Genomic DNA, 15,992 nt, shown 5'->3' with positions numbered 1-15,992 from the left:
TGTTATTGATTTACGTGGTGTGGGGCGTTCAACAATGCCTGGCAGGCGAGCAACGCCCCCGGCGCATCACTGTTAAGAATGGCATCGACAATCGCCTGGTGGAGATCGAGCTTCACCACTTCATTTTGCGTAATCGACGTGAAGTAGGTGTGGTAGACCGAATGAAACAGCGAGGCGAAAGAGCTGAGGAAAGGATTACCGCTCATTTCATAGATATGCTCATGCCAGGCCATATCGACTTCTATCCAGCGTTCGCGCTGAAAATGGCGTTTCAGAGCAATCATCTCTTCCATTAATGTATTGAGCTGCGCTTTTTGCCCGGCGGTGCCGTTGGCGGCGGCGAGAAAGCAGGCCTGTGGCTCCAGGCTGCTGCGCATGACGAGAAAGTGGCTTACCACCTCTTCGAAGTTATCTTCTGTTAGCCACCAGGAGAGCAGTTCCTTATCAAGGAAATTCCAGCTGCTGCGCGGCATCACCCGGGTGCCAATGCGAGGGCGGGGCAGCAGCATGCCTTTTGCAGTAAGCGTCTTCACCGCTTCGCGGACGGCGGTACGGCTTACGCCGAACTGCTCCCCCAACTCCATTTCGCCGGGAAGAATGCTTTCCGGCTGATATTCGCCAGTCAGTATTTTTTGGGCGAGCTTTTCGGCCAGTACCCAGGAGATGTTCTTTTGTGCCGCCAGTTGCTGTGCGCTTAAAGACATAAATGCCGTTCCTTTCTTTCCTCTACTCTAACAGTATGCCACCAGGCGCCCCGTTTCGTCGGTTAAAACGGCAAAACGGCGGTTTTTTGCGACATTCCTCGCCGCATTGTTGAAAAAAGAGACGGTTGAAAACTTTTTTTGCATTTCCCCTTGTCACCTCAGAATTACTCCCTATAATGCGCCTCCACTGACACGGAACAACGGCAAACAAGCCGCCGGGTCAGCGGGGTTCCGGTGAGAACCTCGCAGAGAAAAGCAAAAATAAATGCTTGACTCTGCAGCGGGAAAGCGTAATATGCACACCCCGCGCCGCAGCGAAAACGAAGCGGCACTGCTCTTTAACAATTTATCAGACAATCTGTGTGGGCACTCAAAGTGACATGGATTCTTAACGTCCTCGGACGAAAAATGAATACCAAGTCTCAAGAGTGAACACGTAATTCATTACGAAGTTTAATTCTTTGAGCATCAAACTTAAATTGAAGAGTTTGATCATGGCTCAGATTGAACGCTGGCGGCAGGCCTAACACATGCAAGTCGAGCGGTAGCACAGAGAGCTTGCTCTCGGGTGACGAGCGGCGGACGGGTGAGTAATGTCTGGGAAACTGCCTGATGGAGGGGGATAACTACTGGAAACGGTAGCTAATACCGCATAATGTCGCAAGACCAAAGTGGGGGACCTTCGGGCCTCATGCCATCAGATGTGCCCAGATGGGATTAGCTAGTAGGTGGGGTAACGGCTCACCTAGGCGACGATCCCTAGCTGGTCTGAGAGGATGACCAGCCACACTGGAACTGAGACACGGTCCAGACTCCTACGGGAGGCAGCAGTGGGGAATATTGCACAATGGGCGCAAGCCTGATGCAGCCATGCCGCGTGTGTGAAGAAGGCCTTCGGGTTGTAAAGCACTTTCAGCGGGGAGGAAGGCGATAAGGTTAATAACCTTGTCGATTGACGTTACCCGCAGAAGAAGCACCGGCTAACTCCGTGCCAGCAGCCGCGGTAATACGGAGGGTGCAAGCGTTAATCGGAATTACTGGGCGTAAAGCGCACGCAGGCGGTCTGTCAAGTCGGATGTGAAATCCCCGGGCTCAACCTGGGAACTGCATTCGAAACTGGCAGGCTAGAGTCTTGTAGAGGGGGGTAGAATTCCAGGTGTAGCGGTGAAATGCGTAGAGATCTGGAGGAATACCGGTGGCGAAGGCGGCCCCCTGGACAAAGACTGACGCTCAGGTGCGAAAGCGTGGGGAGCAAACAGGATTAGATACCCTGGTAGTCCACGCCGTAAACGATGTCGATTTGGAGGTTGTGCCCTTGAGGCGTGGCTTCCGGAGCTAACGCGTTAAATCGACCGCCTGGGGAGTACGGCCGCAAGGTTAAAACTCAAATGAATTGACGGGGGCCCGCACAAGCGGTGGAGCATGTGGTTTAATTCGATGCAACGCGAAGAACCTTACCTGGTCTTGACATCCACAGAACTTAGCAGAGATGCTTTGGTGCCTTCGGGAACTGTGAGACAGGTGCTGCATGGCTGTCGTCAGCTCGTGTTGTGAAATGTTGGGTTAAGTCCCGCAACGAGCGCAACCCTTATCCTTTGTTGCCAGCGGTTAGGCCGGGAACTCAAAGGAGACTGCCAGTGATAAACTGGAGGAAGGTGGGGATGACGTCAAGTCATCATGGCCCTTACGACCAGGGCTACACACGTGCTACAATGGCATATACAAAGAGAAGCGACCTCGCGAGAGCAAGCGGACCTCATAAAGTATGTCGTAGTCCGGATTGGAGTCTGCAACTCGACTCCATGAAGTCGGAATCGCTAGTAATCGTAGATCAGAATGCTACGGTGAATACGTTCCCGGGCCTTGTACACACCGCCCGTCACACCATGGGAGTGGGTTGCAAAAGAAGTAGGTAGCTTAACCTTCGGGAGGGCGCTTACCACTTTGTGATTCATGACTGGGGTGAAGTCGTAACAAGGTAACCGTAGGGGAACCTGCGGTTGGATCACCTCCTTACCTTAAAGAACCTGCCTTTGCAGTGCTCACACAGATTGTCTGATGAACGTAAAGAAGCAAGGCGTCTTGCGATTGAGACTTCAGTGTCCCCTTCGTCTAGAGGCCCAGGACACCGCCCTTTCACGGCGGTAACAGGGGTTCGAATCCCCTAGGGGACGCCACTTGCTGGTTCGTGAGTGAAAGACGCGTGCCGAACTATCTCAAAACTCATCTTCGGGTGATGTTTGAGATATTTGCTCTTTAAAAATCTGGATCAAGCTGAAAATTGAAACGACACACAGTTAATGTGTGTTCGAGTCTCTCAAATTTTCGCAATCAGAAGTGAAACATCTTCGGGTTGTGAGGTTAAGCGACTAAGCGTACACGGTGGATGCCCTGGCAGTCAGAGGCGATGAAGGACGTGCTAATCTGCGAAAAGCGTCGGTAAGGTGATATGAACCGTTATAACCGGCGATGTCCGAATGGGGAAACCCAGTGCAATTCGTTGCACTATCGTTAACTGAATACATAGGTTAACGAGGCGAACCGGGGGAACTGAAACATCTAAGTACCCCGAGGAAAAGAAATCAACCGAGATTCCCCCAGTAGCGGCGAGCGAACGGGGAGCAGCCCAGAGTCTGAATCAGCTTGTGTGTTAGTGGAACGGTCTGGAAAGTCCGACGGTACAGGGTGATAGTCCCGTACACCAAAATGCACAGGCTGTGAACTCGAAGAGTAGGGCGGGACACGTGGTATCCTGTCTGAATATGGGGGGACCATCCTCCAAGGCTAAATACTCCTGACTGACCGATAGTGAACCAGTACCGTGAGGGAAAGGCGAAAAGAACCCCGGCGAGGGGAGTGAAAAAGAACCTGAAACCGTGTACGTACAAGCAGTGGGAGCACCTTTATGGTGTGACTGCGTACCTTTTGTATAATGGGTCAGCGACTTATATTCTGTAGCAAGGTTAACCGTATAGGGGAGCCGCAGGGAAACCGAGTCTTAACTGGGCGTTAAGTTGCAGGGTATAGACCCGAAACCCGGTGATCTAGCCATGGGCAGGTTGAAGGTTGGGTAACACTAACTGGAGGACCGAACCGACTAATGTTGAAAAATTAGCGGATGACTTGTGGCTGGGGGTGAAAGGCCAATCAAACCGGGAGATAGCTGGTTCTCCCCGAAAGCTATTTAGGTAGCGCCTCGTGAACTCATCTTCGGGGGTAGAGCACTGTTTCGGCTAGGGGGTCATCCCGACTTACCAACCCGATGCAAACTACGAATACCGAAGAATGTTATCACGGGAGACACACGGCGGGTGCTAACGTCCGTCGTGAAGAGGGAAACAACCCAGACCGCCAGCTAAGGTCCCAAAGTCATGGTTAAGTGGGAAACGATGTGGGAAGGCACAGACAGCCAGGATGTTGGCTTAGAAGCAGCCATCATTTAAAGAAAGCGTAATAGCTCACTGGTCGAGTCGGCCTGCGCGGAAGATGTAACGGGGCTAAACCATGCACCGAAGCTGCGGCAGCGACACTATGTGTTGTTGGGTAGGGGAGCGTTCTGTAAGCCTGCGAAGGTGTGCTGTGAGGCATGCTGGAGGTATCAGAAGTGCGAATGCTGACATAAGTAACGATAAAGCGGGTGAAAAGCCCGCTCGCCGGAAGACCAAGGGTTCCTGTCCAACGTTAATCGGGGCAGGGTGAGTCGACCCCTAAGGCGAGGCCGAAAGGCGTAGTCGATGGGAAACAGGTTAATATTCCTGTACTTGGTGTTACTGCGAAGGGGGGACGGAGAAGGCTATGTTAGCCGGGCGACGGTTGTCCCGGTTTAAGCATGTAGGCTGATTGTCCAGGCAAATCCGGATAATCAAGGCTGAGGTGTGATGACGAGGCACTACGGTGCTGAAGTAACAAATGCCCTGCTTCCAGGAAAAGCCTCTAAGCATCAGGTAACATTAAATCGTACCCCAAACCGACACAGGTGGTCAGGTAGAGAATACCAAGGCGCTTGAGAGAACTCGGGTGAAGGAACTAGGCAAAATGGTGCCGTAACTTCGGGAGAAGGCACGCTGGTGTGTAGGTGAAGTCCCTGCGGATGGAGCTGAGACCAGTCGAAGATACCAGCTGGCTGCAACTGTTTATTAAAAACACAGCACTGTGCAAACACGAAAGTGGACGTATACGGTGTGACGCCTGCCCGGTGCCGGAAGGTTAATTGATGGGGTTATCCGTAAGGAGAAGCTCTTGATCGAAGCCCCGGTAAACGGCGGCCGTAACTATAACGGTCCTAAGGTAGCGAAATTCCTTGTCGGGTAAGTTCCGACCTGCACGAATGGCGTAATGATGGCCAGGCTGTCTCCACCCGAGACTCAGTGAAATTGAACTCGCTGTGAAGATGCAGTGTACCCGCGGCAAGACGGAAAGACCCCGTGAACCTTTACTATAGCTTGACACTGAACATTGAGCCTTGATGTGTAGGATAGGTGGGAGGCTTTGAAGCGTGGACGCCAGTCTGCGTGGAGCCAACCTTGAAATACCACCCTTTAATGTTTGATGTTCTAACGTTGGCCCCTTACCGGGGTTGCGGACAGTGTCTGGTGGGTAGTTTGACTGGGGCGGTCTCCTCCCAAAGCGTAACGGAGGAGCACGAAGGTTAGCTAATCCTGGTCGGACATCAGGAGGTTAGTGCAATGGCATAAGCTAGCTTGACTGCGAGCGTGACGGCGCGAGCAGGTGCGAAAGCAGGTCATAGTGATCCGGTGGTTCTGAATGGAAGGGCCATCGCTCAACGGATAAAAGGTACTCCGGGGATAACAGGCTGATACCGCCCAAGAGTTCATATCGACGGCGGTGTTTGGCACCTCGATGTCGGCTCATCACATCCTGGGGCTGAAGTAGGTCCCAAGGGTATGGCTGTTCGCCATTTAAAGTGGTACGCGAGCTGGGTTTAGAACGTCGTGAGACAGTTCGGTCCCTATCTGCCGTGGGCGCTGGAGAATTGAGGGGGGCTGCTCCTAGTACGAGAGGACCGGAGTGGACGCATCACTGGTGTTCGGGTTGTCATGCCAATGGCACTGCCCGGTAGCTAAATGCGGAAGAGATAAGTGCTGAAAGCATCTAAGCACGAAACTTGCCCCGAGATGAGTTCTCCCTGAGACTTTAAGTCTCCTGAAGGAACGTTAAAGACGATGACGTTGATAGGCCGGGTGTGTAAGCGCAGCGATGCGTTGAGCTAACCGGTACTAATGAACCGTGAGGCTTAACCTTACAACGCCGAAGATGTTTTGGCGGATTGAGAGAGTTTTCAGCTCTGATACAGATTAATCGATACGTTGGTGAGACGTGTTGATAAAACAGAATTTGCCTGGCGGCACTAGCGCGGTGGTCCCACCTGACCCCATGCCGAACTCAGAAGTGAAACGCCGTAGCGCCGATGGTAGTGTGGGGTCTCCCCATGTGAGAGTAGGGAACTGCCAGGCATCAAATAAAGCAGAAAGCCCGGTCGAAAGACCGGGCTTTTTGTTTTATCTGTTGTTTGTCGGTGAGCGCTCTCCAGAGTAGGACAAATCCGCCGGGAGCGGATTTGAACGTTGCGCAGCAACGGCCCGGAGGGTGGCGGGCAGGACGCCCGCCATAAACTGCCAGGCATCAAACAAGTGAAGAGCCCATCCTGCCGGATGGGCTTTTTGCGTTTCTGTCGTCCGGCCAGCGTGCCGGCATGTCTCCCCGGTGGCGCTGCGCTTGCCGGGGCTACGGATCCGACACGGGGCTACGTCCCTGTGGCCGGACAAGGTGCGCAGCACCGCCTCCGGGAAAATCCCTCCTATATCACCGTCGATAAATGACTATTGCCTCTCTAACCAACTCACAATAAATGTCGCGATCTGTGGTACATCATTTAAATCCAGCAGCGGAAGTGAGGTCGCGATCGATACATCGCTGGCCACGGCGATGGTATGCTCATCAATTACCAGCTCTTCTACACGATGGCCGCTGTTTTGCCGAAAAAGCAGGATCTTCGGCACGGGTTCATGTTTGAACCCCTCCACTAAAACCAGGTCCAGTTTGCTGGCATCCATTCGACTGACCAGCCACGTGATATCTAATTCTGGCTTCTCTGGCGTCTCGGTCATCAATGCCCACCGCTGTTCGCTGGCGACAATAGTTTGCGCAGCGCCCGCCTTACGCAGTTCATAGCTATCTTTGCCCGGCTTATCCACGTCCATATCATGATGGGTGTGCTTTATCAGTCCCGGGCGTAATCCTAGAGCGCAAAGCTCAGGGATAAGACGCTTTAATAATGTTGTTTTTCCGGTACCGCTCCATGCGGCGATCGCCAGTAATGGGATCATGATGGCTCCTGCATCTGCTGCAAATCTTCGAGCGTATTTACATTAATGAAAGCAGTTTTCACATCGCTGAAATTCACCGGGCGCCCACCCATTTGTCGCATAAAAACCATCACCCTGCGCTCTCCATGTGCCAGATAAGCCTCCAGTTCCGGAATGATTTGACGATGAACTAATGCAACGGCAGGATGATCCCGTTCGCCGTCATGGGCCCAAACGACCGGTGCGTCCCCTCTCTGCTGGATAAAGCGCTCCACCAAAAAGGACGGAATGAACGGCGTGTCGCAGGGGCAAAAAACAAACCATGGGCTCGCGACCTGCTGCATCACAGCAAGCATTCCGGCCAGCGGCCCCTGATAACCCTCCTGTATGTCTCGAAAGACCGGAAATCCGCTGGCACGCCACTGTTCAAGATGACGATTGGCGCTAATGACTAACTCATCTACCTGCGGGGCTAATGCTTCCGCGACGTGTCGCCAGAGAGGGCGACCATTTAGCGCCTGTAATCCTTTATCAATGCCGCCCATCCGCGTGGCCCTGCCGCCCGCCAGCACGACGCCGGTTATCGCCTCGCTTTGCATATGAATATCGCCTCTTTCATTGTGGGATTGACCCTGTTAACTTGTCCCTATCAAGAGTAAGGAGCATGACCATGAAATGTAAACGTCTGAATGAAGTAATTGAACTCCTCCAGCCAGCCTGGCAAAAAGAGCCTGAACTGAACCTGATGCAATTTTTGCAGAAGCTGGCGAAAGAGGCCGGCTATGATGGCGAACTGAGCGATCTTTCCGACGATATTCTGATCTATCACCTGAAGATGCGCGACTCTTCCAAAGATGCTGTCATCCCGGGTATTCAGAAGGATTATGAAGAGGACTTTAAAACCGCGCTGCTGCGCGCCCGCGGGGTAATAAAAGAGTAAAAGGTTGTAAGCGCTACCGCGTAAAGTGCAATGAGATGATATCCTGAACTATTCGTACGATTATCGGATGTCAGGATGCACGATAAGGCTTTTACTTTTCAGACGCTTCGCCCGGATACCATTATCGATGGGTTATACGATCTGGGTATGCGGGTGGACTCCGGTCTCACCCCGCTAAACAGCTATGAGAACCGCGTTTATCAGTTCCAGGACGAAGAGCGCCATCGCTATGTGGTAAAGTTCTATCGTCCTGAGCGCTGGTCCGCAGAACAGATCCTTGAAGAACACCAGTTTGCGCTTCAGCTTGTAGAAGATGAAGTGCCCGTTGCTGCGCCGCTCTTATTTAATGACAGCACGCTTCATCAGCATCAGGGATTCTACTTTGCCGTTTTCCCAAGCCTTGGCGGTCGTCAGTTCGAAGCGGATAACCTTGATCAGATGGAATGGGTTGGCCGCTATCTGGGGCGCCTGCACCAGACGGGCTGCAAACAGCGCTTTACTGCCCGCCCGGAAATTGGCGTGCAGGAGTACCTGCTGGAACCGCGTCAGGTGTTTGAGCAGGCGACGCTGATCCCCTCTGGCCTGAAGGCCGATTTCCTGAAGGCGACCGATAAACTCATTGCTGCCGTCATGGAGCAATGGCACGGCCGCGGGAACACGTTGCGCCTGCACGGTGACTGCCATGCCGGTAATATCCTCTGGCGCGACGGACCACTGTTTGTCGACTTAGACGATGCGCGTACCGGCCCGGCGATTCAGGATCTGTGGATGCTGCTCAACGGCGATAAGGCTGAACAGCGTATGCAGCTGGAGACTATTGTCGAGGCCTATGAGGAATTCAGCCCCTTTAACAGCGATGAAATCGCGCTGATTGAACCTTTACGCGCTATGCGACTGGTTTATTATCTGGCGTGGTTGCTCAGACGCTGGGACGATCCCGCTTTCCCGGTCAATTTCCCCTGGTTAACCGGGGAGGATTACTGGCGGGGGCAGACGTCGACTTTTCTTGAGCAGGTGAAGGTTCTACAGGAACCCCCGCTTCAGTTAACGCCAATGTATTAATGTGATATATCCAGGAGAGAGTAAATCATGAAAAAAGTTTGGCTGGCGCTGGCTGGTATGATTCTGGCTTTTAGTGCATCCGCTGCCCAGATCACCGACGGCAAGCAGTACATCACCCTTGATAAGCCGATTGCTGGCGAGCCGCAGGTGCTCGAGTTCTTTTCGTTCTACTGCCCGCACTGCTACCAGTTTGAAGAAGTGCTGCATGTCTCTGACAATGTGCGCCAGAAACTGCCGGAAGGCACTAAAATGACTAAATACCACGTTGAGTTCCTGGGTCCGCTGGGCAAGGATCTGACGCAGGCATGGGCGGTGGCCATCGCGCTGGGCGTTGAAGACAAAATTACTGCGCCGATGTTCGAAGCCGTGCAGAAAAACCAGACTGTGCAGAGTGTGGCTGACATTCGTAAAGTGTTTGTCGACGCTGGCGTGAAAGGGGAAGACTACGATGCCGCATGGAATAGCTTCGTGGTGAAATCTCTGGTCGCTCAGCAAGAGAAAGCGGCAGCCGATCTGCAGCTGCAGGGCGTACCGGCTATGTATGTTAATGGTAAATACCAGCTGAATCCGCAGGGGATGGACACCAGCAATATGGATGTCTTCGTCGCTCAGTATGCGGATACCGTGAAGCAACTGGTAGAGAAGAAATAAAAAAACGCCGGTCACTGACCGGCGTTACTTTATCTGTTTTGCAATAGCTACCGCTCTTTGTCCCTCATGATGTCAGTCAACTGACGGTCTTTCTCTTCCCATAGGCCATTCAGCCAGCGCTGGAAGCTGCGCTTAAAGTTCTTATCGTTAACGTAATCGCCGTGCAGCTCTTCGCCAATAGGGACCAGATTGATACGGACCACAATGCGTGTCAGGCGGCCGCTTAACATATCGTAAAATGGTCTTGTATGATTATCCGGGTAGCACAGCGTGACGTTCAGCAGTTTATCGAACTGCGAACCGAGTACGTTGAGCGCCATGGCGATACCAGCGGCTTTCGGCGGTAACAGGTTGTGGTAAGGAGAGCGCGTTTCGCGCTTTTTTTCTTCGGTAAAACGCGAGCCTTCCACAAAATTGACGATAGTCGTCGGATGCGCGCGAAATTTTTCACACGAACGGCGGGTGGTTTCGACATCTTTACCGCGGCGCTCCGGGTGACGAATAAGATAGCTGCGCGAGTAGCGGCGCATAAAAGGCATATCCAGCGCCCAGCAGGCGAGGCCAATGAAGGGTACCCACGCCAGCTGTTGTTTAAGGAAGTACTTATTCATCGGAATATGCTTGCGGAACAGCACGCACAGCACCACGATGTCTGCCCAGCTGTGGTGGTTGCTGATCAGCAGATACCAGTTCTTTTTGTTCAGGCCTTCCAGACCCTGGACGTCCCATTTTAGCTAGGGATTGAGATGCAACAGCAGCGCCAGCCCTTCGCACCAGCAGTACATCATAAAATTGCAAAAAACGGATATAGAGCGCCATACCGCTGGAATGGGGACCAGCAGTTTAATCAGCCCGGCGACGATGATCGGTACAGAGCAGATAATGGTGACTAAGATGGTTAAGGCGATACTCAGCGGAAGTGTTATCGCAGCGAGTAATCTCGACATAGTTAGTTTATTCAGAAAGTTAGGCTGACAAAGAGCGCCTTTAAGCTGCGCAAGAGGCTGATTTTACCAGAAAACGCGGCAAATGACGGGTCTTACCAGAACAGAAAAAAACAAGGATCTTCTATCCACATGGAAGATTAGGTCATCAAATTAATGCCAGGATCGTTGATCTGTTTTTAAGTGGTTGATAAATAGTAAATAATACTATTTATTCATTTATTTTCAGGGGCGGATAAGCTGACGTTGTAAAACTATACACAAAGTTATCCACAAGCTAAGTTGTCGCGCGATCGCGACGATCGTTGAATCTTTTCCGCGAATTGCGGGAAAAATTCAGGATTTCATGCCCGTCTGTGGCATCCTTTATCCATAATCTGATAAACAGGCACGGAAATTATGGTTCAGATCCCAGAAAACCCTCTCATCCTCGTTGACGGCTCCTCCTATCTTTATCGGGCGTATCATGCGTTTCCGCCGCTGACTAACAGCGCAGGGGAGCCCACCGGGGCTATGTACGGCGTACTGAATATGCTGCGCAGTTTGATACTGCAGTATCAACCGACTCATGCCGTCGTGGTCTTTGATGCGAAAGGGAAAACCTTCCGTGATGAATTGTTCGAGCATTACAAATCTCACCGCCCGCCGATGCCGGACGATCTGCGCGCGCAGATTGAGCCGTTGCATAAGATGGTGAAAGCGATGGGGCTGCCGCTGATGGCAGTCCCGGGCGTCGAAGCTGACGATGTGATTGGCACCCTGGCGCGGGAAGCGGAAAGGGCAGGTCGCCCAGTCCTGATCAGCACCGGCGATAAAGACATGGCCCAGCTGGTGACGCCGGGCATCACCCTGATCAATACCATGACCAACACTATCCTCGGGCCGGATGAGGTGGTTACTAAGTACGGCGTCCCGCCGGAGCTGATTATTGATTTCCTGGCGCTGATGGGCGACTCCTCGGATAACATTCCCGGCGTGCCGGGCGTGGGCGAAAAGACCGCCCAGGCGCTGCTGCAAGGCCTCGGCGGCCTTGATACGCTGTATGCGGAACCGGAGAAGATCGCTGAACTGAGCTTCCGCGGCGCGAAAACGATGGCGGCGAAGCTCGAGCAGAACAAGGACGTGGCTTATCTCTCTTATCAGCTGGCGACCATCAAAACTGACGTCGAGCTGGAGCTCACGTGCGAAGAGCTGGAGGTGCAGCCGCCGGCGGCAGACGATCTGCTGGCGCTGTTCAGACAGTATGAATTTAAGCGCTGGACCACCGACGTTGAGGCCGGAAAATGGCTGCAGGCTAAGGGGGGCAAACCGGCTGCGAAACCTGCAGTGCCTGCAGCAGCGGCAGAAGCGGAAGAAGAGGTTGAAGCCGCTACTGCACTTTCAGCAGAGCATTATGTCACTATCCTTGATGAGGCTACGCTGCTCACCTGGATCGATAAGCTGAAGCAGGCGCCGCTCTTTGCCTTTGATACGGAAACCGACAGCCTGGATAACATCTCCGCCAACATGGTTGGTCTTTCATTCGCTGTTGAGCCAGGCGTGGCCGCCTATGTCCCGGTAGCGCATGATTATCTTGATGCGCCGGATCAGATCCCGCGCGAGCGCGTGCTGGCGCTGCTTAAACCGCTGCTGGAGGATGAGAAGGTGCTCAAGGTCGGGCAAAATCTCAAATACGATCGCGGCATTTTGGCTAATTACGACATTGAGCTGCGCGGGATTGCGTTCGATACCATGCTCGAGTCTTACATTCTCGACAGCGTGGCGGGCCGCCACGATATGGACAGTCTTTCCGACCGCTGGCTGAAACATAAAACCATTACCTTCGAAGAGATCGCTGGCAAGGGTAAGAATCAGCTCACCTTTAACCAGATTGCGCTGGAAGAGGCTGGTCGCTACGCGGCGGAAGATGCCGACGTTACGCTCCAGCTGCATCTGAAGATGTGGCCGAAGCTACAGCAGCATGAAGGCCCGCTGAATATCTTCCAGCATATTGAAATGCCGCTGGTGCCGGTGCTGTCTCGCGTTGAGCGCAACGGCGTTAAAATCGACCCCGCCGTGCTGCATGCGCACTCGCAGGAAATTGCCCAGCGCCTGGTTGAGCTGGAGCAGCGGGCACATGAGATCGCCGGGGAAGCGTTTAATCTCTCCTCCACCAAACAGCTGCAAACGATCCTGTTTGAAAAACAGGGTATCAAGCCGCTGAAGAAGACGCCGGGCGGTGCGCCGTCCACCTCTGAAGAGGTGCTGGAAGAGCTGGCGCTCGATTATCCGTTGCCGAAAGTGATTCTGGAGTATCGTGGGCTGGCGAAGCTGAAGTCTACCTATACCGATAAGCTGCCGCTGATGATTAACCCCAAAACGGGCCGCGTGCATACCTCCTATCATCAGGCGGTCACCGCCACCGGCCGTTTGTCGTCTACCGATCCAAACCTGCAAAACATTCCGGTGCGTAACGAAGAAGGGCGCCGTATTCGCCAGGCGTTTATCGCGCCGGAAGATTACGTCATTGTCTCGGCGGACTACTCGCAAATCGAGCTGCGCATTATGGCGCACCTGTCGCGGGATAAAGGCCTGCTGACCGCCTTCGCGGAAGGGAAGGATATTCACCGGGCGACGGCGGCTGAAGTATTTGGCTTACCGCTGGACAGCGTCAGCAGCGAACAGCGGCGCAGTGCGAAAGCCATCAACTTCGGTCTGATCTACGGCATGAGCGCCTTTGGCCTGGCCCGCCAGCTGAACATCCCGCGTAAAGAAGCGCAGAAGTACATGGATCTTTATTTCGAGCGTTATCCGGGCGTCCTGGAGTATATGGAGCGCACCCGGGCACAGGCGAAGGAGCAAGGGTATGTTGAAACGCTGGATGGCCGTCGACTCTATTTGCCGGATATCAAGTCCAGCAATGGCGCTCGTCGTGCCGGCGCGGAGCGTGCGGCGATTAACGCCCCGATGCAGGGGACGGCTGCGGATATTATCAAGCGGGCGATGATTGCCGTTGATGAATGGCTGCGGAGCGAGAAACCTCGCGTGCGGATGATCATGCAGGTTCACGATGAACTGGTCTTTGAAGTGCATAAGGATGAGCTCGATGCCGTATCGAAAAAGATCCACGAACTGATGGAGAACAGCACTACGCTGGCGGTACCGTTGCTGGTGGAAGTGGGCAGCGGCGAAAACTGGGATCAAGCGCACTAAGTATACAAAGCGCAACGCGATTTTCTGTAAGTAAGCAACATAACTTATAGAGTTTTGTGAGGATCATTTGAATTTGCTATGTAAATAGTGAAAAAAAACTACAAAAAATGCTTTATCCGTGAGCGAAAGAAGAGTAAAGTTATTCGCGTAGGGTACAGAGGTAAGATGTTCTATCTTTCAGACCTTTTACTTCACGTAATCGGATTTGGCTGAATATTTTAGCCGCCCCGGTCATTTATGACCGGGGCGTTTTTTATTGCGCGAAAGAAAAGTTTTACGCTGTTAAAACAACGTAGTATGAATGTCCGGATAGGGCGCTACGCGCCGTTATCCGGAAAAAGCGGGGGTTACTCGGCGTCTTCGACGGCTTCTTGCGGCGGGATTTCGTTAAACCAGCTATCCAGCTTCTGTCGCAGCTTATCGACGCCAGATTTTTTCAGCGAAGAGAAGGGTTCAACCTGGACATCGCCATTGAAGGCCAGTACCGCTTCACGCACCATATTCACTTGCGCTTTACGCGCGCCGCTGGCGAGTTTATCGGCTTTGGTGAGCAGTACCAGCACCTGAATATCGCTCTCTACCGCCCATTCGATCATCTGCTGATCGAGATCTTTAAGCGGATGACGTATGTCCATCAGCACCACGAGACCCTTCAGGCACAGACGTTTTTCCAGGTATTCCCCCAGCGCGCGCTGCCACTTGATCTTCATCTCTTCGGGTACTTGCGCATAACCATAGCCGGGCAGGTCGACAAGGCGCTTGCCCTCAGCGACTTCGAACAGGTTAATCAGCTGCGTACGCCCCGGGGTTTTGGAGGTACGCGCCAGGTTCTTCTGATTAGTCAGCGTATTCAGCGCGCTGGATTTTCCCGCGTTGGAGCGGCCGGCGAACGCCACTTCAATACCGGTATCGGCAGGAAGATGGCGGATATCTGGCGCGCTAGTGACAAAGTGCGTCAGTTGATAATTCCAGTTGGTCAAGACGGTCGTCTCCGTTAAAACAGGCTATGGCAGGGATTATACCTGAACAGCAGAAAAAGGCTGTTTTTACCGCACGCCGTTCCTGTAAGTAAAAACCATATGGTTTGTGAGACATTGACTATTCTTTGTATAGGATATACCTGAGGAAAATAAGACAAAACATATTTAAAGTGTTGAAAATTAATCAATTATAGAAATAGAGAATTCTGAAAATAGATTTTTAACTGCCAGACTGGTTGTCGATTTTTGTCAACAAGGTAAAGTAATACACAACGGCGGGGATGCTGAAAGGATTAGGACTCAGGACGAGGAGTCAGGAAGCGCCAGGAGGCGAAGACCACAGGATAGTCAGGATGACGCGCGTCTTGGAGACGTTTTACAGGGAAAAGGAAGAAACAGGGACCGTTGGACGCTAAGGGAAAGACAGGGTGAGTCGTTAGCGAACAGGGAAAGAAGAGCCCGTTAAGGGTGGTCAGTGAGGAAAAAGGCGACAGAGTAATCTGTCGCCTTTTTTCTTTGCTTGCTTTCTGCTAGATTCCGCCTCAATTCTATACTGAATACTACTGTCTGAAGATTACACATCATGAAAAAACCGACATCCGCCACCCGTGGCAAATCCGGCCGCAAGTCGCGTGAAGAGTTAAATCAGGAAGCTCGCGATCGCAAACGGCAGAAGAAACATCGTGGCCACGCGGCAGGCAGTCGCGCGAACGGCGGCGATGCGGCTTCAGCGGGTAAAAAACAGCGTCAGGCGCAAGATCCGCGCGTGGGTAGCAAAAAACCGATCCCGCTGGGCGTGAGCGAAAGCAGCGCTCCAGCCCCCAAGCAGCATAAACCAAAGAGCGAGAAACCTATGCTTTCACCGCAGGCTGAGCTGGAGTTGCTGGAGAATGATGAGCGCCTGGACGCGCTGCTGGAACGTCTGGAAGAGGGCGGCACCCTGAATGCTGAAGAGCAGAGCTGGGTGGACGCCAAACTGGATCGCATTGATGAGCTGATGCAGCAGCTCGGCCTCTCTTACGATGATGAAGATGAAGAAGAGGAAGAGCGTCAGGAAGATATGATGCGTCTGCTGAAGGGTGGAAACTAACATTTGCATCCCATCGGATTCCCGGTACTCCTTATAACCCTTCTGGTTATATGTTATCTGCTGTGGTTATTCGTTAAACTACGACAGTTGTCGCGGCGTCAGA

At 52.8% G+C, this 15,992-nt stretch carries 10 protein-coding genes, 1 tRNA gene, 3 rRNA genes and 1 pseudogene; 10 read left to right on the top strand and 5 right to left on the bottom strand.

What is annotated here, in order from left to right; translation table 11 throughout:
* Window positions 1-2: 2 nt before the first annotated feature.
* Complete coding sequence (locus tag ACR809_RS25310) at window positions 3-704, bottom strand: FadR/GntR family transcriptional regulator (RefSeq protein ID WP_002882540.1); 702 nt, start codon at window positions 702-704, stop codon at window positions 3-5.
* A gap of 476 nt (window positions 705-1,180) precedes the next feature.
* Here ACR809_RS25310 and ACR809_RS25305 point away from each other — a divergent pair.
* The 4 genes from ACR809_RS25305 to rrf all read left to right on the top strand — a co-directional run bounded on the left by ACR809_RS25305 (window position 1,181) and on the right by rrf (window position 6,178).
* Window positions 1,181-2,720: ribosomal RNA gene (locus ACR809_RS25305) — 16S ribosomal RNA — on the top strand.
* 85 nt (window positions 2,721-2,805) lie between these two features.
* Window positions 2,806-2,881, top strand: a tRNA-Glu gene (locus ACR809_RS25300).
* Window positions 2,882-3,063: 182 nt separating this feature from the next.
* Window positions 3,064-5,966: ribosomal RNA gene (locus ACR809_RS25295) — 23S ribosomal RNA — on the top strand.
* 96 nt (window positions 5,967-6,062) lie between these two features.
* Window positions 6,063-6,178: ribosomal RNA gene (gene rrf, locus ACR809_RS25290) — 5S ribosomal RNA — on the top strand.
* Together the 16S, 23S and 5S rRNA genes with 1 tRNA gene alongside form the textbook arrangement of a ribosomal RNA operon.
* 366 nt (window positions 6,179-6,544) lie before the next feature.
* Here rrf and mobB read toward each other — a convergent pair.
* Entirely contained in the window at window positions 6,545-7,051 is a 507-nt protein-coding gene (gene mobB, locus ACR809_RS25285) for a molybdopterin-guanine dinucleotide biosynthesis protein MobB (RefSeq protein WP_004901656.1), read from the bottom strand.
* Window positions 7,048-7,629, bottom strand: a complete 582-nt coding sequence (gene mobA, locus ACR809_RS25280; RefSeq protein WP_002882607.1) for a molybdenum cofactor guanylyltransferase MobA — start codon at window positions 7,627-7,629, stop codon at window positions 7,048-7,050. Before mobA ends, mobB begins: the two co-directional genes overlap by 4 nt.
* A gap of 71 nt (window positions 7,630-7,700) precedes the next feature.
* Between mobA and ACR809_RS25275 the strand changes: the two genes are divergently transcribed.
* The 3 genes from ACR809_RS25275 to dsbA all read left to right on the top strand — a co-directional run bounded on the left by ACR809_RS25275 (window position 7,701) and on the right by dsbA (window position 9,683).
* Window positions 7,701-7,970, top strand: coding sequence for a YihD family protein (locus tag ACR809_RS25275; protein ID WP_002882612.1), 270 nt, complete (start codon window positions 7,701-7,703; stop codon window positions 7,968-7,970).
* A 75-nt stretch (window positions 7,971-8,045) separates the two neighbouring features.
* Window positions 8,046-9,032, top strand: a complete 987-nt coding sequence (locus tag ACR809_RS25270) for a serine/threonine protein kinase (RefSeq protein WP_004901659.1) — start codon at window positions 8,046-8,048, stop codon at window positions 9,030-9,032.
* Between the two features lie 27 nt (window positions 9,033-9,059).
* Window positions 9,060-9,683: a thiol:disulfide interchange protein DsbA gene (dsbA, locus tag ACR809_RS25265; RefSeq protein WP_004146224.1), complete on the top strand. Its 624-nt coding sequence runs from the start codon at window positions 9,060-9,062 to the stop codon at window positions 9,681-9,683.
* Between the two features lie 47 nt (window positions 9,684-9,730).
* Here the strand turns inward: dsbA and ACR809_RS25260 are convergent.
* Window positions 9,731-10,630, bottom strand: a pseudogene (locus ACR809_RS25260) (acyltransferase).
* Between the two features lie 396 nt (window positions 10,631-11,026).
* On the opposite strand from ACR809_RS25260, the gene polA reads away from it, so the two are divergent.
* Together polA and ACR809_RS25250 are read left to right on the top strand one after the other, a co-directional pair.
* Window positions 11,027-13,819, top strand: a complete 2,793-nt coding sequence (gene polA, locus ACR809_RS25255; RefSeq protein ID WP_004187174.1) for a DNA polymerase I — start codon at window positions 11,027-11,029, stop codon at window positions 13,817-13,819.
* A gap of 165 nt (window positions 13,820-13,984) precedes the next feature.
* On the top strand, window positions 13,985-14,032 hold the full coding sequence (locus ACR809_RS25250) for a spot 42 RNA, inhibition of DNA synthesis (RefSeq protein ID WP_071892919.1): 48 nt from the start codon (window positions 13,985-13,987) through the stop codon (window positions 14,030-14,032).
* 134 nt (window positions 14,033-14,166) lie between these two features.
* Here ACR809_RS25250 and yihA read toward each other — a convergent pair whose 3' ends face one another.
* Entirely contained in the window at window positions 14,167-14,799 is a 633-nt protein-coding gene (gene yihA, locus ACR809_RS25245) for a ribosome biogenesis GTP-binding protein YihA/YsxC (protein ID WP_002882734.1), read from the bottom strand.
* A gap of 583 nt (window positions 14,800-15,382) precedes the next feature.
* On the opposite strand from yihA, the gene yihI reads away from it, so the two are divergent.
* Window positions 15,383-15,889 (top strand): Der GTPase-activating protein YihI, encoded by a 507-nt coding sequence (gene yihI / locus ACR809_RS25240; protein WP_002882743.1) that lies wholly within the window; start codon window positions 15,383-15,385, stop codon window positions 15,887-15,889.
* Window positions 15,890-15,992 lie beyond the last annotated feature (103 nt).

Source organism: Klebsiella sp. CD33 (assembly GCF_051992865.1).
GTDB classification, from domain to species: Bacteria; Pseudomonadota; Gammaproteobacteria; order Enterobacterales; family Enterobacteriaceae; genus Klebsiella; species Klebsiella pneumoniae.
This window is presented reverse-complemented; position numbering and strand designations above follow the sequence as displayed.